Below are 24022 nucleotides of genomic sequence, written 5' to 3'. Positions count from 1 at the left end.
CTGGACGCCAGCCTCTCCGTTTTCATGAGGAGGGAGATACCGGCCCCCGGGCGCCGGCGCCCGGGCCGCGGGAGGAAATGGCCCGGCTGCGGCGCGAACTCGGCCGGTCCGTGGTCAACGCGCTGGCCGGACTGATGGCGGGCGTCTTCGTCCTCGTGCCGGCGCTCACCGCCGCCGTCGCCCTCACTCTCCCGCTGTGGTGGTGGCTGCTCCCGCCGCACGTCGTGCTCAGCCCCGCCCTCTTCGAGGTCCGCGACTGGCCCACCGCGCTCCTCACCCCCGTGGCGACGGTCCCGCACCTGGCCCTCCTGGTGTACCTGGCCCCGCCGGTGGCCCTGCTGCACGCCCGGCTCAGGGTCCGCCAGCTGACCGCCCCCGGCCGGGCGCGGCTCGCCCACCGGCTCGCCGAGGTCACCACCTCCCGGGCGGAGGCCCTGGAGGCGCACGCCGCGGAACTGCGCCGCATCGAACGCGCGCTGCACGACTCCACCCAGAACCGGCTGGTCGCCGTGCGGCTGCACCTGGGCATCATCGAACGCCTCATGGACGGCGACCCCGCCAAGGCCCGCGAGCTGATCGGGGTGACCCAGTCGGCGGCCGAGGAGGCCCTCTCCGAACTGAGGAACGTCGTGCGCAGCATCTACCCGCCGGTGCTCGCCGACCGCGGCCTGGCCGGCGCGGTCTCGGCCCTCACCCTGCGCTGCCCGCTGCCGTGCGACCTCGAGATCGGCGAACTGACCCGCGCCCCCCGCGGCGGTGGAGGTGGCCGCGTACCATGTCGTCGCCGAGACCCTCACCAACGCCGTCAAGTACAGCGGAGCCTCCCGGATCCGTGTGACCGTGGGAACCGAGGGGCAGATCCTGTACGTCACCGTGACCGACGACGGCTGCGGTGGCGCCGACGAGACCCGCGGCAGCGGGCTCGCCGGCATCAGGGGCCGGGTCGCGGCCTTCGACGGAACGACCGAGGTGTCCAGCCCGCCGGGCGGGCCCACGACCATCCGGGTGGAACTTCCATGCGCGTGCTGATCGTTGAGGACGACGCCCTGCTGAGGGCGGGGCTCGAACTGCTGCTGGCGACGGAGGGGATGACGGTCGTCGGCGCCGTGGACCGGGCCGACGAACTGCCCGAGCTGGTGGAGACCCTGACGCCCGACGTGGTGGTGCTCGACGTGCGGCTCCCCCCGACCTATCGCGACGAGGGCCTGCGGGCCGCCGCCGAACTCCGCCGCGGGCGCCCCGGGTTCCCGGTGCTCGTGCTCTCCGCGCACGTGGAGGACAACTACGCGACGGAACTCCTCGGCGACGACGCGAGCGGGATCGGCTACCTGCTGAAGGACCGGGTGGGCCACGTCGCCGAGTTCATGGCGGCGCTGCACCGCGTCCACTCGGGCGGCACGGTCATGGACCCCGAGGTGATATCCCAGCTCCTCGGCCGGCGCCGCACCCACGACCCGCTCGACCAGCTCACCCCGCGCGAGCGCGAGGTGCTCGGCCTGATGGCGGAGGGCCACGACAACGGGCGGATCTGCGAACTGCTGGGCCTGTCGGCACCGGCGGTGAGCAAGCACATCAAGAACATCTTCACCAAGCTGGGCCTGCCCGCGTCGGGGACCGGACACCGCCGCGTCCTGGCGGTCCTGGCCTTCCTCAACCGGTAGACGCGGCCGGGCCGCGGCCGGACCCCTCAGACCGCGGCCACCAGCGCGCGCACCGCCGCCTCCCGGGAGAGGTGTTCGCCCTCCGCGCGCACCCGGCGGAACTCCGCCGCGCCCAGCCGCGCGGTCAGCTCCTCGCCCAGGGCCCGCACCTCGGGACTCCCCAGGTCCGCCAGGCCCCGCAGCGCCGTCGCCGTGCCGAGCAGCCGCGCCGCCCGCTCCGGCCCGCCCTCGTGCAGGGCGACCGTCGCCAGCAGCTCGGCGACCGTGGCGAGCACCCACATGTCGTTGAGCGGCAGCGCCAGCCGCAGCGCCTCGGCCGCCGCCGACCGGGCCGCGGCGACGTCCCCCGTCTCCTGCGACAACTCCAGCGCGGCGGTGCGCCGCAGCACCTCGATGCGCAGGTACTCCTTGTCGATGAGGGTGTCGTCGAGCAGCCGCAGCGCCCGTTCGAGCCGCATGGAGGCGATGGGCGGCTGCCCGCGGCGGATGGCCAGCTCCGCCATGCCCGCGGCCACGAGCACCTCGTGCTCGGGCATGGTGCGCCGCGGGCCGTGCAGTACGCGGCGGAAGCTCACCTCCGCGGCGTTGTACTCCCCGGAGCGGAGCTGCTCGAAGCCGAGCCGCACCCGGATCTGCGCGATGTCGTCGGCCGAGCCGACCGCCTCGATCGCGTCGTGCGCCTCGTGCAGCAGCGCCAGCGTCCCTTCGGTGTCCCCGCGCAGCGAGGTGAACCGGGACAGCATGGAGGTGAGCTGGCCCGTGGACCACTGGTCGCCCAGCTCGCGGAACGACTCCAACGCGGCCCGCAGGTGCCGTTCGCCCGCGCCGACGTCGCCCGCGGTCTCCGCCGCGAAGCCGAGGGCGGCACGGCCGGAGGCCCGTGCCCAGGCGTCCGGGTGGGCGCAGGCCCGCCGGGCGCTGCGCTCCATCTCCTCGTGTTCGCCCGCGAGCTGCCAGCACTTGGGTTCCAACAGGGCCAGCAGGGGGTGCTCGCCCATGGCGTCGCAGTCGCGGGCCCGCCGGGCCGCCTCGGCGACGCCCTGGTCGCGGTCCCCGCCGTCCGGGTCGCGGCCGGGGGGCGCGGGCAGCAGCAGCCGCAACGTGGTGAACAGGGCCGCGGCCCTCTCCGGCACGCGCGCACCGAACCGCATCAGCTCGGCGCACCGGCTGTTGGCCTCGGTGTACCGGCCGCGCATGACCCAGTACCAGCTCAGGGCCAGCCCCAGCCGGACCGCGGTGTCGACGTCCCCGCCGTCCACGGCCCGGCGCAGGGCCAGCAGCACGTTGCCGTGGTCGGCGTCGAGCCGGGTGATCCAGCGCGCCTGGCCCGTACCGCGCAGGTGCCCGGCGGCGCGCTCCGCGAGTTCGAGGAAGTGCCGGGTGCAGGCGGCCTCCGCCGACTCGCGCTCACCGGCCTCGGCGAGGCGCTCCGCGCAGTACGCCCTGGTGGTCTCGTGCATGCGGTAGCGCATCTCGCCGTCCTCGGTCTCCCACAGGTGCAGCAGGGACCTGTCGACCAGCGAGGACAGGACGTACGGCACGTCCTCCTCCGCCAGGCCCGGACCCGCGCCGACGGCGGCGGCCGCGTCCTGGGTCACGCCGTTCCCGGCCGCGGAGAGCCGCCGGGCCAGGGCGCGCTCGGGTTCGGTCAGCAGCGCCCAGCTCCAGTCCATGGTGGCGCGCAGGGTGCGGTGCCGGGCGGCGGTGGTGCGGTTGCCGGCCGCCAGGAGCCGGAAGCGGTCGTCGAGGCGTTCGGTGATCTGCTGGAGGGACATCGACCGCAGCCGGGCGGCGGCGAGTTCGATCGCCAGCGGCAGCCCGTCGAGCTTGCGGCAGACCTCCACCACCTGGGCCGCGTTGGCCGGGGTGAGGGCGAAGCCGGGGCGCACCAGCGCGGCCCGGTCGCAGAAGAGCTGCACGGCGGTGGAGTGCTCGGCCTCGGCTTCGGACGACGGAAGGTGCAGCGGGTCGACCCGGCACATCGCCTCACCGGTGATCATCAGCGGTTCGCGGCTGGTGGCGAGGAGCAGCAGCCGCGGGCAGGCGGCCAGCAGCTCGGAGGCGAACCGGGAGACCTCCGTGATGAGGTGCTCGCAGTTGTCGAGGACCAGCAGGACGCGCCGGGCCGACAGGAAGGCGGTGAGCTGGTCGAACCGGCTGCGCCCGGACTGGGGCTGCTCCAGCAGGGGGGCGCCGGGCAGCCCGAGCGCCCGCGCGACCGTGTCGGGCAGGTCGTCGCCGGCGCGGAGCCCGGCGAGTTCGACCAGGCGCACCAGGTCGGCGGTGCCCGAGTCGGCGCGGGAGGCGAACTCGGCGGCGAGCCGGGTCTTGCCCACCCCGCCCGGCCCGTACAGCGTGACCAGCCGGGAACCGCGCAGGGAGGCCGCCACCCGCTGCAGCTCGCCGGAGCGGCCGACGAAGCGGGTGATGGGACTGGGCAGGCCCCGCTTCCCGGTCGGCGCGGGCGCGCCGGACGGCGGCGCGGACGCCGTGGCCGCCGCTCCGGGTCCGGCGCTCCGGGGCCGCACGCCGGCGGGCCCGTCGGGAGCGCCGGCCGCGCCCCGCCGGGCGCCGTCGGTCAGCGCCTCGGCGTGGAGGCGCCGCAACTCGGCCGACGGCACGGCACCGAGCTCGTCGGCGAGCGCGGCACGCAGCCGCTCGTACGCGGCGAGCGCCTCCGCCGGGCTGCCCGAGAGCTGGAGGGCGCGCATGAGGAGACCGGTGGCGCGCTCCCGCAGGGGGTGCGCGGTGGTCAGGTCGTACAGCTCGGACAGGAGCTCCGGCGCGCGGCCCGGCTCCAGCCGGACCTCGACGTGGTCCTCGACGGCGGCGAGCCGCAGCTCCTCCAGCCGGGTGGCGGCGCGCCCGGCGAACCCGACGTCGGCGAACTCGGGCAGGACCGGACCGCGCCAGAGCGACAGGGCCTCCCGGAGCACCGACGCGGCCTGCTCGGGGGTGCCCGCGCGCAGCAGCCGGCGGCCTTCCGCCGCGAGCCGTTCGAACCGGTGCGCGTCCACGTCCGACGGGTCGACGGCCAGGGTGTAGCCACCGGGTCCCGAGACCACGCCCACGTCGTCGTGGCCGGCCCGGTGAAGCGTGCGGCGGGCCCGGGAGACCAGCCGGTGCAGTGCGTTGATCCCGCCGGCGGCCGGCGGCTCGTCCTCCCACAGGTCGGCGACGAGGGTGCCGGTGGGGACGAGTTCGGCGGGGGTGAGCGCGAGCCGGGCGAGGAGCAGGCCGACGCGGCGACCGCCCGGCGGCACCGGCCGACCGTCGCGGTCGCGCAGTTCGAGTGGGCCCAGAAGCAGTAAACGCACGTTCGCCACTCTCCCGGCACACCTCTCGCTCATCCGCGGATCATCATGTCATGCGACCAGCTCCCTGGCCTCGCCTCCCACGGCACACCGCTCGTCGCACTCGCGGCACCACGTGCGCGTGGGCTCCGGCGGGGAGTTCAGCATCAGGGCCCCCAGCGGGGTCACCTCGTGGAGCACGCTGCTGCCGTTCCTGGTCGTGGAGACCAGCCCCGAGCTGCGCAGCACCGAGGCGTGCTCGCTGGCCGTGGTCACCGAGATGCGCAGCGCGGCGCTGAGCTCACTGGTCGACTGCGGCCGGGTGAGGCGCTCCAGCACCGCCGCCCGGGTCCGCCCGAGCAGCTGCGGCAGCGGCCTGGTGGGCCGCTGGGCGTCCTTCACCAGCGCGGTGGTGGCCAGGCCGTGCGAGCAGACCGGGAATACCATGACGTTCACCGGCCGGGCGGCGGAGCGCTCCGCCCCGGTGCGCTCCGCCGCCCGGTCCTGCCGGGTGTGCAGCTGCGGGGGACCGCTGAGGAAGACCGACGGCACCAGCTCCAGCCCCTGGCCGTCGAGGAAGACCTCGCGGTCCGGGCCGTAGTCGACCGTCAGCCTGCCGGCCTCCCACTTGGCCTTGCACTGCAGCCGTTCGAGCGTCTCCGCGAGCCCCAGCCGGGCGACCATGTTCGAGTAGCGGTGGCGGGTCTCGTCGAGTATCTCCCGGATGCTCGTCTCGTACGGGGTGACGCAGGCCCTGCGGAACTCGGCCAGCGCGGCCAGCGCCCGCCGGGTCCCCTCCGGCACCGCCGCGCCCCGGTCCGGGGCGCGGCGCGACAGCAGTAACGGCATCAGGTCGTCGCTGAGTCGCAGCGCGTGCTGCAGGGCCGGGTGGCGCGACGGCCGCGCCGCCACCCAGGCGCGTGCGTGCGACACCCACCTCCCCACGCCCCTGCTCTGGCGCGCGGAGCGCTCCAGGTGGCCGAGGGCGTACAACGCCTCCGCCTCAGGACGGGCCGTGGGCGACATATAGGCCTTGGCGATGTCCTCGTGAGTGAAGTGCACGGTCAGCACGCATGTCCTCCTGCTCTGAGTCCAATGACCAATATGCCAACCCGACGTGAACTCACCTCGTCCGGCGGGCGTACGTGCGTACGGCCAACGGGAACAGTACGGCGAACAGGACGGCCATCCAGATCAAACTGGCCACGAGCGGCCCCGAAACGTCCCCGCCGAGCATCAGGGCCCGGGTGGCGTCCACGAAGTGGCTGACCGGATTGACCCCCACCCACCACTGCAGCCAGCCCGGCATGGTCTCGGGCGAGGCGAAGATGTTGCTGCCGAACGTCAGCGGGAGCACCAGGGCCATGGTGATGCCCGGAACCGCCTGCGGACTCTGCGCGGCCATGCCGATCAGCACCGAGAGCCAGCACATGGTGAGGCCGACGCCGATCGCCAGCAGCATCGCGAGCAGCACCTCGACCGGGCCGGTCTCCACCCGGAAGCCCATCGCGAAGGCCAGGCCGAGCAGGACGACCAGCGCCAGGGCGTAGCGCACCACGTCACCGAGGACGGCGCCGACCAGCGGCGCGGAGCGTGCGATGGGCAGGCTGCGGAAGCGGTCGAACACCCCCTTGACGACGTCGGTGTTCAGGGCGAGCCCGGTGCCGGCGCTGGCGTACAGGATGATCTGCACCATCAGCCCGGGCACCAGCGGCTGGAGGTACGCCTGCCAGTCGCCCGCGATCTCGCCGCCGAACAGCAGCGCGAACACCACGAGGAAGAGCACCGGCTGGATGATCGTGTCCACCAGGGTGGCCGGGGAGCGCAGGATGTAGCGGATGTTCCGGGCCGCCAGGGTGAGGCCGTGCCCGAGGCCGCGCACCAGCCCCACGCGCTCGACGGCGGTCGACTCGACGACGGCACTCATACCGCACTCCGCTCGGTGATCGGTTCGGGGGCGCCGTCGGTGTTTCCGGCGGCGGACTTGCCGGTGAGGGACAGGAAGACGTCGTCCAGACTGGGCAGCCGCAGCGCGAGCTCGTCCACCGCGATGCCCGCCTCGTCCAGCCGCCGCACCAGCGCGGACAGCAGCACGGTGTCGTCGGCCAGCGTGGTGATCAGGCCGGTGTCCGCGTCGGCGGTCGGCGCGGCCTCGGTGAGCATGCCGAGGATGCGCACCACCTCCGGCACGTCCCGCGGGTCGGAGGGCCGCACCTGGAGGGTCTGGCCGCCGGTGCGCTTCTTCAGCTCGTCGGCCCGCCCCTCGGCGACCACCCGGCCCTGGTCGATGACCGTGATCCGGTCGGCGAGGCGGTCCGCCTCCTCCAGGTACTGGGTCGTCAGCAGCACGGACACGCCGTCGTTGGCCAGCCCCTGCACGACGTCCCACACCTCGTTGCGGCTGCGCGGGTCCAGGCCGGTGGTCGGCTCGTCGAGGTACAGCACCTCCGGCCGGCCCACCAGGCTGGTGGCCAGGTCGACCCGGCGGCGCATACCGCCCGAGTACGTCTTGACCGGGCGCCCGCCGGCGTCGGTGAGGGAGAACCGCTCCAGCAGCTCGGCCGCGCGCGCCCGCGCCTCGGCCTTCGGCATCTCGAGCAGCCGGCCGACGAGAACGAGGTTCTCGAAGCCGGTGAGCTCCTCGTCGACGGAGGCGTACTGCCCGGTCAGGCCGATCCGGCGGCGCACCGCGACCGGCTGGCGCAGCACGTCGTACCCGGCGACGACGGCCCGGCCCTCGTCGGGGCGCAGCAGGGTGGAGAGGATGCGCACGGTCGTGGTCTTGCCGGCGCCGTTGGGGCCGAGCACGCCGAGGATCGTTCCGGCGGGTACGGACAGGTCGACGCCTGCGAGCGCCGTGTGCGAGCCGTACCGTTTCACCAGGCCCTCTGCCTGGATCGCGAGTGTCATGGGGTCTCCTTGGGTCCGGGCAGGATCCTCCGGGAGGGCTCTGACAACGAGCCCACAACCCACTGACAGGACGCGAACGCGCCCGGGGAGGCGGCCTCTCCCGGCGCCGCCGGCCCGCCGTCCCCGGGCCCCGGCGGCCACCCGGCGCACGCTTCCGCGGCCGCGTCCGGACCCCGCCCCCGCGGGAAGGGCCGCACCGGCCGGGGACCGGCGTCCGCCTCCCACTCCGCCGCGCAACAGGCAGGCCCGTCCCCGAGGGGAGGCTCCGTCACCGAAGGGCGGGCCCGTCCCCGAAGGGCGGGTGGGCGTGCGAAAGGGAGGGGCGTGCCCAAAGGGAGGTGCGCCCCACAAGTGAAGTTCGTCCCACCGAAGAGAATGTCCGAAAAAGCACTTCACTCCGGCGCTCGCACGCCCGCCGCGCCGCCGCGGCATGTCCGGGCTCCGGCGAGCGCACCGCCGCCGGCCGGGCGCCCCCCTCCGGCGCCGGACCCCGGTGGGCGGCCGGGATCCGGCCGGTCACGGCGGGCCCGCGGGGTGCCCGTCGAGTTCCGCCCAGACGGTCTTGCCGCCGGGCGGGTACGGCTCCGTGCCCCAGCGGTCGGCGAGCAACTCGACGAGGAGGAGGCCGCGGCCCGACTCGGACTCCTCCCGGAGGGGCGCCACCGAGGGCACCGGAACCCGGTCGCCGCGAGCATCGGTGACCGCGACGCGGAGTCTCCCGGCCGTCCCGTCGAGGAGGAGGACGAGCCGGAAGCCGCGGCCCCGCACCCGGCCGTGCAGGACCGCGTTGGAGGCGAGTTCGGCGGTGATCCGCTCGGCTCGCTCGGCGGCGGCGGGTGACACCTCCCAGGACCGGAGCCGCTCCGCGGCGAGCAGCCGGGCCAGGCGGGCGCCGCGGCGGGTGGAGGGCAGCGACCGGGCGAAGGCCCGGGACGCGGCGGGGGCGTGAGGGGTGGTGCTGTGCATGGGCCCACCGTGGGGGGCGCGCGGGGGCGTGATCCAGACGTACCGTCCGTACGGTGCGTCAGCGTACGGGTGCGTCCGGTGGGCGGTGCGCACGATCCACCGCCGCGCTGGGGCCGCCGGCCCGGGGATGCGGCACGGCGCGTACGCGCCCGGAGGCGGCGGTGAGGCGGCTTCGGGGCCCCCTCCCGAGTCCGGGCGCCGCCGGGCGGCCCGGAAGGCGGGGCGCCCGGGGAGGGGGCGGCGGACGCACTTCGGGTGGCGGCCCCACATCCGTCATGCGCGGTTCGGCGGCGGACAGCACCATAAGAAATGACGGCCGAGCCATCTGGTTGAATGGGAATCTAATTCGGCCCGGGGTGACTGTCCGCCTGCCGGCGCGCACGCTCCGTATTCTGGATGGGTCGGTCCTCCGGCCGTATTTCCCTCGAAAACGTGCGTGCTGGGATTTTCGGTCGCACACCCGTCGGCGGCGGGATTTTCGGCACCCCGGATCGGGAATCATGCGGACCGGCGTGGACCGGGACTCCGGCGCGGGAGCCGGCCGGCCGGTGCCGGGCCGCCGCCGAGGAGGTGGCGAGCGATGTGCGATTCCGCAGGTGGGAAGAGGTGTGGCAGGATTCCGACCCCAGGGGGTCCGGCTCGGCCCCTCGTCCGGTGCCGGTGCGGTGATTCGGGCATCACGGGCAACAGTCGGGCATGCTCGTTCAATGTGGACCAATTCCGAGACAATGGGGACCGGTAACGCCCGTACGATACGGAGTTCGGTGAAGGTCCAGTGAGAAGGGCCTATTTCGGCGGCGATCGGGTCGGATAGGGGTGGACAGCGGGCGGGCGGTCCTTGCAAGCTGCTCGACATGAAATCCATGAATCGTGAACCGGTGCCGACCGGCACCCGCGTCATGATGAGAGGCACTCGACATACGGGGACCGCCACAGCACGGCAGACGCTTTCGGCCCGTGTCGGAGCGACGTTATACGGACGTCTCCCGAGTCGTCCTGCGGCGGCCGCCGCGGTACGGGCCGGGGCCGCTGGACCGGAACGCTCCGGGAGCGCGGTCCGGCTCGTCGGTGCGGGAGGGCCGCCGGATCGCGTGACGGACGCGGTCGGCGCCGAGTCGCCCGGGCGGCGCGGATGACCAGTACCGAGACCGTGCCGCGGCGGCCTGGTCTGGCACTCGCGGTGCTGACCGGCGCGCTCGCACTGGACGTGAGCGGCCTCGGGGTGCTCAACGCCGCCCTGCCCTCCGTCGGAGCGCACTTCGACCTGGACGACGCCACGCTCCAGTGGGTCATGACCGCCTACGCCGTCACGTTCGCCGGCTTCCTGCTGGTGGGCGGTCGCCTGGCCGACGTGTTCGGCCGGCGGACGGTGTTCGAGCTGGGGGTCGGCCTGTTCACGGCGGCGGCCCTGGCCGGGGCCCTGGCGCCGGACACCGCGGTGCTGCTCGGCGCGCGGGCGGTCCAGGGCATCGGCGCGGCCCTGTCGGGTCCGGCCGCACTGGCCCTGCTGACCGAGGTGTTCCCGGCCGGCCCGATGCGCAACCGGGCGCTCGGCGTGTACACGGCGGTCGGCGCCTCCAGCTTCAGCGTCGGAGTGCTGCTGGGCGGCACGCTGACCGAGTTCCTCGGCTGGCGGTCGGTGCTGGGCCTCTCGACGGCGCTGGGACTGGCCGTGCTGGCCATGACGCGCGCCGGGCTGTCCCGCGGTGTCGCGCGCGGCGGCCGACTGGACCTGCCCGGCGCGATATCGGGCACGCTCGGCCTCACCCTGCTGATCGTCGGCGTGAGCACCGACGGGGCGGCGGCCTGGGGCGCGCTCTGCGCCGCGGTGGTCTCCCTGGTGCTCTTCGTCGTGTGCGAACACCGCAGTGCCGACCCGGCGCTGCCCCTCGGCCTCTTCCGGGTCGCGTCGGTGCGGGCCGCGAGCCTGGCGGCGTTCCTCCAGTACATGGGCTCGGTCGGGCTCATGTTCTTCGCGCCGCTGTACATGCAGGGGGTGCTGGGCTACTCGCCGTTCGAGTCCGGCATCGCGATGGTGCCGATGTCGATGGCCGTGACGCTCACCGCCAGCTTCGTCACCGGACGCCTGCTCGCCAAGTACGCCTCGGGCACGTTGATGGCCGTCGGACTCACCCTGATCGGCATGGGAACGGCGCTGTGGATGACCACGCCGCAGGACGGCAGTTACCTGCTGCACCTGCTGCCCGGACTGGTCATCAGCGGCATCGGCCAAGGACTGAACTTCCCCTCGATGACGTCCGCGGCCCTCACGGGCGTCGAGCCCGAGCGGCACGCGGTCGCCGGGGCGCTGAACGTCGTGGCGCAGCAGATCGGCGCCAGCGTCGGGGTGGCGGTCATGGTCCTGGTCGCGACGGCCTCCGGGGACCGGCTCACCGGCTACCACCTCGCCTACCTCGCGGCCGCGATCGCCTGCGCGCTCGGAGCGGCGGCCATCGCCGCGCGGCGGGTGTGACCGGCGGGACCCCCGTCCGCCGCACCGGCGCGGCACCCGCGGCCGGGGCGCGGGCGCCGCGGGACACCGGGCGGGTGCCGGCCCCGGCCACCGGCGGGCGCCGGCCCCGCCCCAGCGGGCGCGCCCCGGTGGCCGGGGCCCGGTGACCCGCCGTCAGGGGCGGTGCTCCGGCGCCGGCGGGTGGCGCCCCGACGGCCGGTGCCGGTGGCCCGCCGGCGGCGGACGGCGCCCTGACGGCCGGTGACCCGCCGTCAGGAGGCGGCGCCCTGCCGCCGGTGCGCGGCGACCGTGTCGGAGAGCACGTCGACGACCTCCCCGTGCAGGCTGGGGGCGGCGGCCACGAAGCTCGTCGCCGCCGGGGTCCACGCGCGCCCCGCCGCGTCGGTGACCCGGGCCCCCGCCTCGGCGGCGACGAGGGAGCCGGGGAGCAGGTTCGAGGCGTCCCGGCCGAACTCCCAGAACACGTCCACGTGTCCCGAGCCGACCTGGGCGATCTGCAGCGAGGTCGGGCCGAGGTTCCGGACCGCGAGGGTGCGGCGCAGCATCGCCGTCAGCGAGGAACCGGCCCGTTCGGGCTCGGTGTTCCACGGCGGCTGGCTCGTCGTCGCCAGCGCGGCCGCGAGGACCTTGCGGGAGGGGGCCACGGGCCGGCCGTTGAGCCGGGCGCCCCCGCCCCGCACCGCGGTGTAGAGCAGGCCGAGCTGCGGGGCCCAGATCACCGCCAGCACCGGCCTGCCGCCGCTGACGAGCGTCGACGTCACGCTCCAGTACGGAAGCCCCTGCAGGTAGTGCACCGCGCCGTCGATCGCGTCGCACACCCACTCCTCGCCCGTGTCGGCCACCCGGGTGCCGACCTCGTCCGCCGCCCAGCGGGCGCCCGGGCGCAGCGCGCGCGTGCGCTCGCGCAGCAGGCTGCCCGCGGGCCCGTCCACGGCCGCGAACGCGGTCATCATCTCCTCGACGGTCGCGCCGTCGCCCGGCCACCCGCGGTGCGCCGAACCGGCGAGCGCGCCGACCTCCCGCACCGCCTCGACGAGCCGCGGCAGCAGCTCCGCGTGGTCCTCCGTCGCCATGTTCCCGTTCCCTTCCGTCGTCCACGGCCGACCGCCTGCGGCGCGGTCGCCGACACAGAGGTACCGTGGCCGGTGTCCGGGACCTCCCGGCGGCGGGGGGAAACGGCGGGTACGGGTCAGGGAGCGCGCGGCAGTGGCGGACAGCGTCATCACGTTCGACCGGCTGGACCGGCGCATCGTCGGCGCCCTCCAGGTCGACGGCCGGGCGGAGGCGGCCCGCATCGCCGGTGTGCTCGGGGTCTCGGCGCGGACGGTCTCCCGCCGCCTGGCGCGGATGCGGGACGCGGGGGCCGTCTCCGTCGTACGTCTGGCGCCCCCCGACGAGGTCGTGGGGGCCACGGTGCTGCGGGTGCGGGTCGCGCGGGGCAGGGGGGACACGGTCGCCGAGGCGTTCGCCGCGCGGCCGGACGTCCTCTCCGTGGACCTCATGGCCGGCGGCGAGGAGATCAGCGTGCTGCTCCTCGGCGACGGCGCCGAGCGCGACCGCCTGCTGTACCGCCAGGTTCCGGCCACCGCGGCGATCACGTCCCTGTCGGTCCACAGCGTCCTGCGCGTGTTCGCCGACGCGCGGCAGTGGCGTGCCGACGTCCTCACCCCCGAGGAGACGGCCGGGCTGCTCGCGCCGGAGCCCGCCGAGTCCGCGGAACCCCCGGGCCCGTGGCGGCCGCGGGCTCCGCGGGGGCCGTGCCCGACGCCGTGGACCGCAGGCTGCTCGCCGTCCTGGACCGGGACGCCCGGCTCGGCTTCGCGGAGCTGGGGCGCCTGGCGCGGGTCCCGGAGACGACGGTCCGGCGCCGGCTGCGCGGGCTGGAGGCCGCGGGGCGACTGCGCACCCTGGTCCGGGTGCGGCCCGAGCTGCTCGGCCTGACGGTCGACGCCGACCTGTGGATGCGGGTGCCGCCCGCGCGGCTGCGCGAGGCGGGCGAGACCCTGGCCGCCCACCCCCTCACCCACGCGGTGGCCGCGACCACCGGCGAGTGCAACCTCATCGCCGCCGTGTACTGCCGTGACCTCCGGGCCCTGTACGACTTCACCACGGACGTCCTCGGCCCGCTGGGCGTCAGCGGCGTGGAGACCACGGTGATCGCCCGCGCCGTCAAACCGGTGGGCGCCGGGCGGGGTTGACCCGCGGACCGCGGACCGCGGGGCACGGGCCGCCTCCGCCTCCGCCGGGCTGCGCGCTCAACGGGCCGCCTCCGCGGCGTCCCGCCGGGCCGCGCGCTCAACGGGCCGCCACCCCGGATCCTGCTCCGTCCGGGGGCCGTTCCGCCCGGGGCCCGTCCCCTCGCTGCCGGTTCGCCACCCGGGGGAGGGTCAGGGGGCGCGCGCCCCCGTGCGGTGGCCGGGCCGCGTGCTGCGTCCTATGAGGGCCGCGGTGAGCCGGACGACGTCCGCGGCGCTGTGCAGGTCCAGCTCGGTCAGCTCCGCGACGCGCCGCAGCCGGTAGTCCACCGTGTTCGGGTGGACGTGCAGCGCCGCCGCGGCGCGCTTGCGGCTCTGACCGTGCGCCAGGTACTCCGTCAGCGTCGCCAGCAGTTCCGGCGCCGTCTCCAGGGGGTCGAGGAGCCGTACCAGTCTGTCGAGGGCCGGTCCGGGACGGCTCAGCTGCACCTCGAGAAGCACGTCGTCCAGCCGGTACACCCCCGGTGGGCGGCCCTGCGCGAGCACGACGCGCAGCACCTCCGCCGCCTCGGTGCGGGCGTGCGGGACGTCGGCGCGCCGGCAGCCGACGGCGGCGGCCCGCACGTCGGCGCCGGCACGCCGGGAGGCCCGGGCCACCAGGGCGTCGACGCGTCGTGCGGTGCTCCCGGCGTCGGCGGCCTCCGAGCAGTCGAGGGGCAGGAGCACCGTGCCGCCGCCGGTGTCCAGCGCGACGAGGGCGTGCTCCGGCACCCACTCCTGCAGCGTGCCGGTCAGCCGCCGCAGCTTGCGGCGGGCGGCGATCCTCGCGCCGGCGTCCTCGCCCCGCTCGTCGGGGTGCGCGGAGACCGCCAGGGCCAGCAGGACGTACGCCTCGGCCGGGCGCGGCCCGTCGGTCTCGGCGTCCGCGCCCGGCGCCCGGCCCTCCAGCAGGGCCGCCAGGAGGGAGCGCCGCCCCGCCTGCTCCCGGCCGGACACCTGCAACCGCTCGTGCACGTACGCGCCGACGACCGTCTCGGTGAGGACGCGCAGGTGGTCCAGGAGCAGTACGGTCGTCTCGACGAGGTCGGGAAGGTCCTCCGGCGCGACCCCGGCCGCCATCCGCTTCCACACCACCCGCATCCCCACGTGGTAGGCGGAGAAGACGTGCTGGACGGGGACGCCCTCCTCGGCCCGCTGCACCGCGGACGCCGCCAGCTCGCGCAGCCTGCCGCCGTCCAGGGGGCGGCGCCGGCGCAGGACGTCCGCGAACAGCGCCAGGTTCCGCCGGACCACCTCGGTGATGTCCCCGGCCAACTGCTCCCGGGGAGCATCCGGTAGTAGGGCACCTCGGCGAGCAGGTGCGCCTTGACCTCCTCGACGAGTGCCGTGCGCTCCCGCAGCAGCCGCTCGGCGAGCGCGTCGCCGCCTATGGTGAGCGGCGGGCGGACGGTGTCGTCCGCCGGTGGAGGAACAGGCATGTTCTCCCTCTCGTCCCCGTGGCACGGGCTGTTCCACTTCACAAGGCAGCGGCCGGAATTTCAGGCACGATGCCATGCCAGCGGCCTTTCACCACCAGGGCGGTGCCCCTACCGTGCAGGTTACCTCCGGGTAAGCCATCCGGTTCCGCTTCCGTCCGAGGAAGGACCCTCGCATGCCGACGCCCCCGACCGGCCGACCGCGCCGCACGACCCTCGCCGTCACCGCTGCCTGCGCCGCCCTGCTGGCGCCCGCCGCTCCCGCCTCGGCGGCCGAACTCGACCGCTACGTCGGCATGGGCGACTCCTACTCCTCCGGGAACGGCGCCTTCAGCACCAACCTGGACTCCGCCTGCGGCCGCAACACCTACGCCTACCCCCACCTGGTCGCGCGGAGCCGGCCGAACACCTCGCTGGACTTCGTCGCCTGTCAGGGCGCCACGACCGGGGACGTACCCGGACAGGCGAGGGCGCTCAGCGCGGACACCGACTACGTGTCGATCACCATCGGCGGCAACGACGTCGGCTTCGCCAACCTGATCGTCAACTGCGCCGGCAGCTGGAGCCCCACCTGCGACAGCGCGATCGACAACACCAACAACCGGATCAGGAACGAACTGCCCGCCAAGCTCGACAAGGCCTACGCCGCCATCCGCGCGGGCGCCCCGAACGCCACCGTCGTCGTCCTCGGCTACGGCCGCGTCTTCGGCCAGGACCTCGGCTGCCCGGCGGCCGCGGGCGCCTCCCCGGACAAGGCCGTCAAGCTGAACGCCGTCGCCGACAACCTGGACGCGGTCACCAAGAGCCGGGCCGAGGCGGCCGGGTTCGTCTACAAGAGCTCCATCCGCTCCTTCACCGGCCACGACATCTGCGCCGCCGACCCGTGGGTCAACGGCGCGACCTGGAGCGTCGGCGACTCCTACCACCCCACCCGCAGCGGTTACGCGAACGGCTTCGCCCCGGCCGTCCGCTCGGTCATCGGCTGACCGCCCCGGACGGCACGGACGGCCCCGCACCGGGAGGTGCGGGGCCGTCCCGGTGCCCGGCCCGGGCCTCCGCGCGCCGCCGGCGGACCCGGCGGCGCGGAGCCGTCCGCCCGGCCGGCCACGGGGGCGGGGCGCGGGGGAGGCGGGGTCACGCGGGTACGGGCAGGTCCGCTGCCGGGCCGAGGACGCCCGGGAAGCTGAGGGTCCGGTAGACCGCCACACCCCCCGCGAGCCCCGTGCACGCCTGCGCCGCCGCGGTGGCGCGATGCGGGTACGCGGGGTCGGCGGTGTCCAGCAGCACGCCGAGCGTCGTGCCGCTGTGGCCGACGGCGACGCCCAGTCCGCCGACCTCGCGGCAGATCCCGCACATGTGCTCCAGGGACCACTTGTGCCGGAGGGACTGGTTCATCAGCGCGCTCCGGGTCGCGACCCTGCCCACCTCCGCCAGGTCGCGGGAGCGCACGGCACCGGCGAGCCGGTCCAGCAGGCGCGCGTACTCGTGCCGGTCGGCCGCCGTGAACGGCTTGGGGGCGCGGTTGAAGTCCACCGTGTCGACCGCACCGCCCTCGTCGATGCCCACCACGGCCATGGCCGGCAGGGACCCGAGGACCGCGCGCAACCGCACGCTGCGGTGGTGGAAGGCGACGATGCCCGGGTAGAGCACGCCGTCGGTGGGCTCGATGCGGGCCAGGAACCGTTCGATCCGGGCGGCCGGCATCGCCAGGCCCAGGGCCCGCCCCACCGCCCGCGCGGTCGCGACCAGGTCGGCCGAGGAGCTGGCCAGCCCCTTGCCCTCCGGGATGAGGCTGTGGACGGTCAGCTCCCCGCCGACCGGGCGCGGCGCCTCCTCCTCGACGATCATGCGGGCCAGGCGCAGGGCCTTCCGCTTCCAGGCCGGCCGGACCACCAGGCCGTCCGCGTCCGGATCGGGCCGGAAGGCCGCCCTGGTCCACCGGGCGACGGGCAGCGTGACGAGGAAGTCCCCGTCCTTCTCCGGCAGCGCGCCCTGGAGCAGCTCGCCGAAGGTGCCGAAGGCGGTCCCCACTCCGGCCGCCCCCGGCCCGCGCGGCGGCGGGCAGGGTCGTGATCCGGCCTTCTGCGGCAGCTCCACGGAACCCCTTCTTGTCAGAGTGTGCAGTGAATCCGATAATCGTTTTTATATGGGTCCCGCGGGAACGGGCAAGTCGGGGGCGGTCGCGCCGGCTTGCCCTCCGCGCGTCCCCCGCCGGGCGGGGGCTCCGGGCGTCGCGGCGCCCCCCGTGGGGGCCATGGCCGGATTTGACAATCATTTTCATCTACTGTGATGCTCGCGGCTCGATCCCATCGGCACCCGGCACGAGGAGGAAGCATGGGCGAGCGGAACCGGGCCCGTACGACGGCCCTTCCCGGCGCCCCCGCCGGCGCGGGGGCGCGACCGCCCCGCCGGCGTCCTCCGCCCCCGTCCCCGGAGCGCGGGTCGCCGCCGGAGCCGGCCCCGCGGCGGGCCCGCCGCGCGCACCGGACGCCCGCACCGGGGGCGGACCGGACGGTCCGCGGCCGGCCGCCCGGCGGCGCCGCCCCGGCGGCCGGCGGACCCCGCGGAACCGCGGGCGGCGTCCGGACCGGCCGGATCGAAAAGCTTCGCGGCACGGCCGCCTGACGGGAAGACGGGTATGTACGCACACGCAGCAGAAGCGATCAAGGAACCGGACCTCATATCCCTGCAGCCGGACCTGGTCTGCGTGCGGTTCGAGACGATGAAGGTCTACTCGGCCCTGGGAGCGGTGCGCCACCTCCTGGAGACCGGCGCCGTCGAACCCGGCGACACGCTCGTCGACAGCTCCAGCGGGATCTACGCGCACGCCCTGGCGCTCGCCTGCCACCGCTACGGGATGAAGTGCCACATCGTGGGGTCCACGACCGTGGACCGGACCCTGCGGGCGCAGCTGGAGATCCTCGGCGTCACGCTGGAGCAGGTCAGGCCCTCGAAGGACCTCCGCCTCGACCAGGAACTCCGGGTGCGGCGCATCGCCGAGATCCTGGAGGAGAACCCCTCCTACCACTGGATGCGGCAGTACCACGACAGCATCCATTACCACGGCTACCGCGACGTGGCCGCGACGATCGACCGGGAGGTCCCCGAGGGGCCCCTGACCCTGGTGGGCGGCGTGGGCACGGGCGCCTCCACCGGCGCCCTCACCACCTACCTGAGGGAGACCGGCAGGGACGTCTCGCTCGTCGGCGTGCAGCCCTTCGGCAGCGTCACCTTCGGCGCCGAGCACGTGTCGGACCCGGACATGATCATCGCCGGGATCGGCAGCGCCATCGAGTTCCGCAACGTCCGGCACGAGCTCTACGACAGGATCCACTGGGTCAACTTCGACCACGCGCTCTCCGGCGCCGTCGAACTCCTCCGCAGCAGCGGCGTCTTCGCCGGCCTGTCGGCCGGCGCCGCCTACCTCACCGCCCACTGGGAGCGCCGGAGGGACACCTCCCGCACCTACGTGTTCATCGCCGCCGACACCGGCCACCGCTACGTCGACGGCGCCTACGCCAGGCACGCGGAGGCCCGGGACATCGACACCCTGAAGCCGCACGAGGTCACCTCCCTCGAAGAGCTCAGGCACCCCTGGTCGACCGCGTCCTGGTCCGACCTGCGCACCGCGCCCGGGCGCTGAGCGCCCCCGGCCGGCCCGGCCACCACCGGGACCGGCCGGCCCGAACCCCAGGGCACCGCCCACCACCCCGACGAAGGAACCGAGATGCCACACCCCACGCCGCGGACCGTCGCGGAACTGACCGACGCCGTGCTGTCGGGCGCCCACGGCCCCGACCCGAAGGACCTCTCCGTCACCAGCGCGTTCTGGCTCTACCACACCACCCGGCTGGCCGGGGGCCAGGTCACGTACCACAACCACTACCTCGTCGTCCGGGTCGGGCGGTCCTTCGGCGCCTGCTCCTTCGAAGCCGGCGAACTGACCCCCGACTTCTGCGAGAACGCCTCCGGCCACACCCTGGACACGCTGCTGCGCCACGACTCCACCCCGGTCCGGGTCGCCGCCCTCGACGCGTACCTCTCCGAGGCGCGGCCGCACCGGGAGGCGGACGAGGCCGAGCCGGTCGCGCTGCCGATCGGGACGCCCGAGGTCCGCGCCCGGGCCCGCGACGCCTCCATCGCCGGCCTCCTCGACATCGAGCCGGGTGCGAAGGTGGCGCTCATCGGGGTGGTCAACCCCCTGGTCGCGGCGATACGCGACCGGGGAGGCGTCTGCCTCCCCTGCGACCTGAACCTGCGCACCACCCAGTGGGGCGAGCAGGTCAGCGACGACATGACCGAGGTCCTCGGGGAGGCCGACGCCGTCGTCGCCACCGGCATGACCCTGAGCAACGGAACGTTCGACCTGATCCTCGAGCACTGCCGGGAGCAGGGCGTCCCCCTGGTCGTCTACGCGCAGACCGGCAGCGCCGTCGCCCGCGCCTTCCTGGGCGGCGGGGTCACCGCCCTGAACGCCGAGCCCTTCCCCTTCTCGCAGTTCAGCGCCGACCCGACGTCCATGTACCGCTACCGCGCCGACAGGCCGGCACGCGCGAACGGGGACGGCTCGTGAGCGCCGGCACCGAGAACCCCGCGACGGACCGGGAGGCCCCGGAGGCGGAGGAACCGCTGCCGGGCGACCTGAGGATGGCCCGCGCCCTGTGGCCGGTCCTCCTCGCCTCGGCGGTCGGCCTGCTGCCGTTCACCATCTTCAGCACCTACCTCGTGCCGATCGCGGACGAGGCCGGCAGCAGCGTCGCCGCCATGGGCGGCCTGCGCGGACTCGGCGGCCTGGCCGCCCTGCTGGTCGGCACGGCGCTCGCCCCCTTCGTCGACCGGGTGCGCAAGGAGTGGGCGGCCGCGGGCGGGCTCGCCGCCCTCGGCGCCTCGGCGGTGCTGGGCGCGAGCGGGGACTTCGTCCTGCTGGCGGTCTTCTGCCTGCTGGTCGGCGCGAGCACGGCCGTGCTGAACCCGGCCCTCACCGCGGCGGCCGCCGACCGCTTCGGCGCCGGCAAGGCGGCCGGCCGGGCGGCGACCCTGGTGACGGCCACCCAGTCGATGACCGCGATGCTCGCCGCGCCGGTCGTGGCCCTGCCCGCCCTCCTGTGGGGCTGGGAGGGGGACCTCGTCGCCGTGGGCGCGGTCTCGGTCCTCCTCGCCGCGGTCTTCCTCGCACGGAGCGGGCCGAAGGAGCCCGAGGCGGCCGGGAGCGGGCGGCGCCTGAGCTACGTCGCGTCGTTCAAGGCGCTGGGAGCGGTGCGCGGAGCGGTGCCGCTGCTGCTGGTCTCCCTGCTCCGCACCGCGGTGTTCATGGGGTACCTGGCCTATCTGGCGGCCTACTACGACGAACGGTTCCAGCTCGATCCCGGGCTCTTCGCGCTCGTCTGGACGCTGAGCGGCGCGTCGTTCTTCGTGAGCAACCTCCTGACCGGGCGGATCGCGAACTCCGAGGGGACCCGGACCAGCACCGAGCGGCTGCTCGTCCTCGGCCTGGTCGCGGCCCTGGTGTCGGTCGTGGGCTTCTACTTCACCCACTGGCTTCCGCTCGCCCTCGCGTTGACCGCGCTCCACGCGGCGAGCCACGCGCTCGTGGCCGCCTGCGCCGTGAGCCTGCTGGTGCGGCGCTGCGGCCCGCTGCGCGGCTCCGCCCTGAGCCTCAACTCCGCGGGCCAGAGCCTCGGGGTCTTCGTGGGCGCGGCCCTGGGCGGCGCGGGCCTCGGCCTGGCCGGCTACCCGGGCATCGCCGCCGTCTTCGGCGCCCTCGTCGTCGTGGCGCTCGGTGCCGCCCTCCTGGTGTCCCGAGGGGGCGCGGAGGAGCGGGAGGCGGCGGGCGCCGGGTAACGGACGGCGCACGTGCCGCCCGTCCGCCGTGGCGGGCGGCACGGGGCAGCGTGTTGGATTGCCCCTCGAACATGATTGTCGTTTTGGAAATGAAAGGCCGAGCCCATGCCTCCGCCCGCGATCTCCCCACCACCGGTCGGCGCCGCCGCGGCCGACGCCCCGGAGGCCGACTCCCCGGCCCCCGGTCCCGCCGCGGGCGTGAGGGACCGGCTCGCCTCCCGCAAGAGCCTGGTCGCGGTCTGCGCCCTCCTCTTCGTCGTCCTCCTCGCCTCCGTGGTCACGGCCATCGGGCTGGGATCCGCCGTGATCGCACCCGGCCGGACCGCCCGCTACCTCTGGGCGGCCCTCAGCGGCGGGGGCATCGGGGCGGACGAGGTGACCACGTACCAGATCATCTGGCAGATCCGCACGCCGCGGGTGCTGCTGGCGGCGCTCGTGGGGGCCGGCCTGAGCGCGATCGGCGTCGCCATCCAGGCGATGGTGCGCAACGCGCTCGCCGACCCGTTCGTCCTCGGTGTCTCGTCGGGGGCGTCCGTCGGCGCCGTCGGCGTCACCGTCACCGGCGGCCTGGCGGTACTGGGCATCTACGCGGTGTCGGCCGGCGCCTTCGTCGGCGCGCTGGTGGCGTCGCTGCTGGTGTACGCCGCCTCCTCCAGCCGCGGCACCCTCTCGCCGCTGCGCCTGGTCCTGACGGGGGTGGCGATGTCGCTGGGGTTCCAGGCGGTGATGAGCGTGATCATCTACTTCGCGCCCGACAGCGAGGCGACCAGCATGGTCCTGTACTGGACGATGGGCAGCTTCGGCGCCGCCACCTGGGGCGCCCTGCCCGTCGTGTCGGCCGTCGTCCTGCTCGGGCTGGTCGTGCTCCACCGGTACGGTCGGGCGCTGGACGTCCTGGCACTCGGGGACGAGACCGCCGCCAGCCTGGGCGTCAGCCCCGACCGGCACCGCAAGGGCCTCCTCGTGCTCGTCTCGCTGGTGACGGGCGTGATGGTCGCCGTCAGCGGCGCCATCGCCTTCGTCGGACTGGTCATGCCGCACGTGGTGCGCATGGTCGTCGGGGCCGTCCACGCCCGCGTGCTCGCGGTCGCCCCGCTGGCCGGTGCGATCTTCATGGTCTGGGTCGACCTGGTGTCCCGGACCCTGGTGGCCCCGCGCGAACTGCCGCTGGGCGTCATCACCGCGCTCGTCGGAGTACCGGTGTTCATCGTCCTGATGCGCCGCAGGGGCTACATGTTCGGAGGCCGCTGAGATGGAGCTCGAACTCGACGGGATCTCGGTGGTGACCGAGGGCAGGAGCCTGGTGCGGGACCTGTCCCTGGAGGTGGGGAGCGGCCGGGTCGTGGGTCTGGTCGGCCCCAACGGAAGCGGGAAGTCCACCGCTCTGCGCTGCGTCTACCGGGCGCTCCGCCCCAGCTCCGGCGCCGTCCGGGTGGGCGGGGACGACCTCTCGCGCCTGACGATGGGCCGCAGCGCGCAGACCGTCGCCGCCATGACCCAGGACGGCGCCGTCGACCTCGACTTCACGGTCGAGGAGGTCGTCGCGCTCGGACGCGCTCCCCACCTGCGGGGCAACCAGGCGCTCGGCCGGCGCGAACGGGAGCTGTGCGAACGGGTGATGGAGCGGCTCGACATCGCCCACCTCGCCCGGCGCGGCGTCCTCACCCTGTCGGGCGGGGAGCGCCAGCGCGTCCTCCTGGCGCGGGCACTCGTCCAGGAACCGAGGATCCTGGTGCTGGACGAGCCGACGAACCACCTCGACGTGCGGCACCAGATCGAACTGCTCTCCCTGCTGCGCGGCTCCGGACTCACCGTCCTGGTCGTGCTCCACGACCTCAACCTCGCCGCGGCCGCCTGCGACCGCGTCGGCGTGCTCCGCGGGGGCCGCCTGGTGGCGGCCGGGCCGCCCGCCGACGTCCTCACCCCCGAACTGGTCGACGAGGTCTTCGGCGTCAGGGCCACCATCGTCCCCCACCCGCTCACCGGCGCCCCCCAACTGCTGTATTCGCTCAACCCCTCCCTGTGAAAGGCGACCCCACCCCATGCGCACCACCAGACTTCCCCGCCCGGCGCGGCGCCGCGCCGCCCCCGGTTCCGCGGCCGCGGCCGTCCTGCTGCTCGGCGGCTGCGGCGCCGAGGTCGAGCCGGACGCCAAGGCGTCCGACAAGGTCACCGTCAAGCGCTGCGGCGAGCCGGTCGAGTACACCCTCCCCAAGCGCGTCGTGGCGTACGAGGGGGGAGCGCCGACAAGCTCTTCAGCCTCGGCCTCACCGAGCACGTGCACGGGTACGTCATGCCGCCCGCGAACCCGCCGGTGAGCGAGTCCCCGTGGGCGTCGGAGTACGCCAAGGTGAAGATGCTCAGCGACGACCTCCTCAACAAGGAGCTCGTCGTGGAGGCCAAGGCCGACCTCGTCGTCGCCGGCTGGAACTCCGGCTTCAAGGACGAGCGGGGCATCACCCCCGAGATCCTCGACAAGCTCGACATCCAGAGCTTCATGCACACGGAGAGCTGCTTCAACTACCCGGAGTACCCGGAGAAGGTCACCCCGTTCGAGGCCCTCTACACCGACCTCGACCGGCTCGGCAGGATCTTCAGGGTCGAGAAGAAGGCGGCCGAGGTCGTCGGCGGCCTGAAGAAGCGCGTGGAGGCCGTCAAGGCCCAGGCGCCCCGGGGCGGCGACCCGGTGCCGGTCTTCCTCTACGACTCGGGCACCGACCAGCCCTTCACCGCGGGCAACCAGGTGCCGCCGAACGACATCATCGAGACCGCCGGCGGCCGGAACGTCTTCGACGGCCTCGACCAGCGGTGGACCCAGGTCAACTGGGAGGCCGTCGCCGAGGCCGAACCCGAGGTGGTCATGATCCTCGACTACGGCGACCAGCCCGCCGAGAAGAAGATCGAGTTCCTGAAGAAGTCCCCCCACACCAGGGAGCTCCCCGCCGTGAAGAAGAACAACTTCTTCATCCTCGACTACAACGAAGGCATCAGCGGGCCGCGGAACATCGACGGTCTGGAGAAGTTCGCGAAGTACCTGCGCTCCCTCGAGAGCTGACCGAACCGACGCCGCGGGGCCGTGTCCGACCGGACACGGCCCCGCGGCGTCGGGCCGGCGCTCCCGCGGGCACCGCTCCCCGGGACCGGGAACCGCCGCGGGCGGTCCGGAAGGGGACCCGTCCCCGCGGAGGACGCGGGGCCGCCACCGCCC

The 24022-nt window shown here is 74.8% G+C and carries 17 protein-coding genes and 4 pseudogenes; 13 read left to right on the top strand and 8 right to left on the bottom strand.

Going from position 1 to position 24022, the window contains the following annotated elements:
• Positions 1-77 precede the first annotated feature (77 nt).
• Positions 78-593 (top strand): annotated as a pseudogene (locus LUW75_RS03740) (histidine kinase); the annotation flags it as partial.
• A 423-nt stretch (positions 594-1016) separates the two neighbouring features.
• Complete coding sequence (locus tag LUW75_RS03735; RefSeq protein WP_250337532.1) at positions 1017-1661, top strand: response regulator; 645 nt, start codon at positions 1017-1019, stop codon at positions 1659-1661.
• A 26-nt stretch (positions 1662-1687) separates the two neighbouring features.
• On the opposite strand, the gene LUW75_RS03730 is transcribed toward LUW75_RS03735, so the two are convergent.
• From LUW75_RS03730 to LUW75_RS03710, 5 genes are all read right to left on the bottom strand, one after another.
• Entirely contained in the window at positions 1688-4978 is a 3291-nt protein-coding gene (locus LUW75_RS03730; protein WP_250334357.1) for an AfsR/SARP family transcriptional regulator, read from the bottom strand.
• Positions 4979-5026: 48 nt separating this feature from the next.
• Complete coding sequence (locus LUW75_RS03725; RefSeq protein WP_250334356.1) at positions 5027-6025, bottom strand: ArsR/SmtB family transcription factor; 999 nt, start codon at positions 6023-6025, stop codon at positions 5027-5029.
• 52 nt (positions 6026-6077) lie between these two features.
• A complete protein-coding gene (locus LUW75_RS03720) occupies positions 6078-6881 on the bottom strand; it encodes an ABC transporter permease (protein WP_250334355.1) in 804 nt (267 codons plus the stop codon).
• Entirely contained in the window at positions 6878-7864 is a 987-nt protein-coding gene (locus LUW75_RS03715) for an ATP-binding cassette domain-containing protein (protein ID WP_250334354.1), read from the bottom strand. The genes LUW75_RS03720 and LUW75_RS03715 overlap by 4 nt, the downstream gene beginning before the upstream one ends.
• 516 nt (positions 7865-8380) lie before the next feature.
• Complete coding sequence (locus LUW75_RS03710; RefSeq protein WP_250334353.1) at positions 8381-8830, bottom strand: ATP-binding protein; 450 nt, start codon at positions 8828-8830, stop codon at positions 8381-8383.
• A gap of 1132 nt (positions 8831-9962) precedes the next feature.
• Between LUW75_RS03710 and LUW75_RS03705 the strand changes: the two genes are divergently transcribed.
• Positions 9963-11303, top strand: coding sequence for an MFS transporter (locus LUW75_RS03705; protein WP_250334352.1), 1341 nt, complete (start codon positions 9963-9965; stop codon positions 11301-11303).
• Positions 11304-11554: 251 nt separating this feature from the next.
• Here LUW75_RS03705 and LUW75_RS03700 read toward each other — a convergent pair whose 3' ends face one another.
• A complete protein-coding gene (locus tag LUW75_RS03700) occupies positions 11555-12376 on the bottom strand; it encodes an inositol monophosphatase family protein (RefSeq protein ID WP_250334351.1) in 822 nt (273 codons plus the stop codon).
• Here LUW75_RS03700 and LUW75_RS24535 point away from each other — a divergent pair.
• The 3 genes and pseudogenes from LUW75_RS24535 to LUW75_RS03690 form a co-directional block, all read left to right on the top strand.
• Positions 12375-12608, top strand: a pseudogene (locus LUW75_RS24535) (AsnC family protein); the annotation flags it as partial. The gene LUW75_RS03700 and the pseudogene LUW75_RS24535 overlap by 2 nt on opposite strands.
• A 341-nt stretch (positions 12609-12949) precedes the next feature.
• A pseudogene (locus LUW75_RS24530) lies at positions 12950-13141 on the top strand (hypothetical protein); the annotation flags it as partial.
• A 78-nt stretch (positions 13142-13219) separates the two neighbouring features.
• Entirely contained in the window at positions 13220-13501 is a 282-nt protein-coding gene (locus LUW75_RS03690; RefSeq protein ID WP_250334349.1) for an Lrp/AsnC family transcriptional regulator, read from the top strand.
• A gap of 189 nt (positions 13502-13690) precedes the next feature.
• Here LUW75_RS03690 and LUW75_RS03685 read toward each other — a convergent pair whose 3' ends face one another.
• Positions 13691-14812, bottom strand: coding sequence for a PucR family transcriptional regulator (locus tag LUW75_RS03685; protein ID WP_250334348.1), 1122 nt, complete (start codon positions 14810-14812; stop codon positions 13691-13693).
• A 337-nt stretch (positions 14813-15149) separates the two neighbouring features.
• Between LUW75_RS03685 and LUW75_RS03680 the strand changes: the two genes are divergently transcribed.
• Positions 15150-15959 (top strand): SGNH/GDSL hydrolase family protein, encoded by an 810-nt coding sequence (locus LUW75_RS03680; protein ID WP_250334347.1) that lies wholly within the window; start codon positions 15150-15152, stop codon positions 15957-15959.
• 148 nt (positions 15960-16107) lie between these two features.
• Here the strand turns inward: LUW75_RS03680 and LUW75_RS03675 are convergent, their stop codons facing one another.
• Complete coding sequence (locus LUW75_RS03675) at positions 16108-17064, bottom strand: GHMP family kinase ATP-binding protein (protein ID WP_250337531.1); 957 nt, start codon at positions 17062-17064, stop codon at positions 16108-16110.
• A 547-nt stretch (positions 17065-17611) separates the two neighbouring features.
• Between LUW75_RS03675 and LUW75_RS03670 the strand changes: the two genes are divergently transcribed.
• From LUW75_RS03670 to LUW75_RS03645, 6 genes and pseudogenes are all read left to right on the top strand, one after another.
• Positions 17612-18616, top strand: coding sequence for a pyridoxal-phosphate dependent enzyme (locus LUW75_RS03670; protein WP_250334346.1), 1005 nt, complete (start codon positions 17612-17614; stop codon positions 18614-18616).
• An 84-nt stretch (positions 18617-18700) separates the two neighbouring features.
• Positions 18701-19546, top strand: a complete 846-nt coding sequence (locus LUW75_RS03665; RefSeq protein WP_250334345.1) for a Rossmann-like domain-containing protein — start codon at positions 18701-18703, stop codon at positions 19544-19546.
• Positions 19543-20814: an MFS transporter gene (locus tag LUW75_RS03660; protein WP_250334344.1), complete on the top strand. Its 1272-nt coding sequence runs from the start codon at positions 19543-19545 to the stop codon at positions 20812-20814. The genes LUW75_RS03665 and LUW75_RS03660 overlap by 4 nt, the downstream gene beginning before the upstream one ends.
• Before the next feature lie 105 nt (positions 20815-20919).
• Entirely contained in the window at positions 20920-22065 is a 1146-nt protein-coding gene (locus tag LUW75_RS03655) for a FecCD family ABC transporter permease (RefSeq protein ID WP_250334343.1), read from the top strand.
• A 1-nt stretch (position 22066) separates the two neighbouring features.
• The gene (locus LUW75_RS03650; RefSeq protein WP_250334342.1) at positions 22067-22840 is read left to right on the top strand and encodes an ABC transporter ATP-binding protein; all 774 of its coding nucleotides are present in this window, start codon (positions 22067-22069) and stop codon (positions 22838-22840) included.
• 16 nt (positions 22841-22856) lie between these two features.
• A pseudogene (locus LUW75_RS03645) lies at positions 22857-23869 on the top strand (ABC transporter substrate-binding protein).
• Positions 23870-24022 lie beyond the last annotated feature (153 nt).

Origin of the sequence: Streptomyces sp. MRC013 (assembly GCF_023614235.1) — a bacterium.
GTDB lineage: Bacteria > Actinomycetota > Actinomycetes > Streptomycetales > Streptomycetaceae > Streptomyces.
Note: the sequence above shows the minus strand (reverse complement) of the source record. Positions and strands in the feature narration are given on the sequence as shown.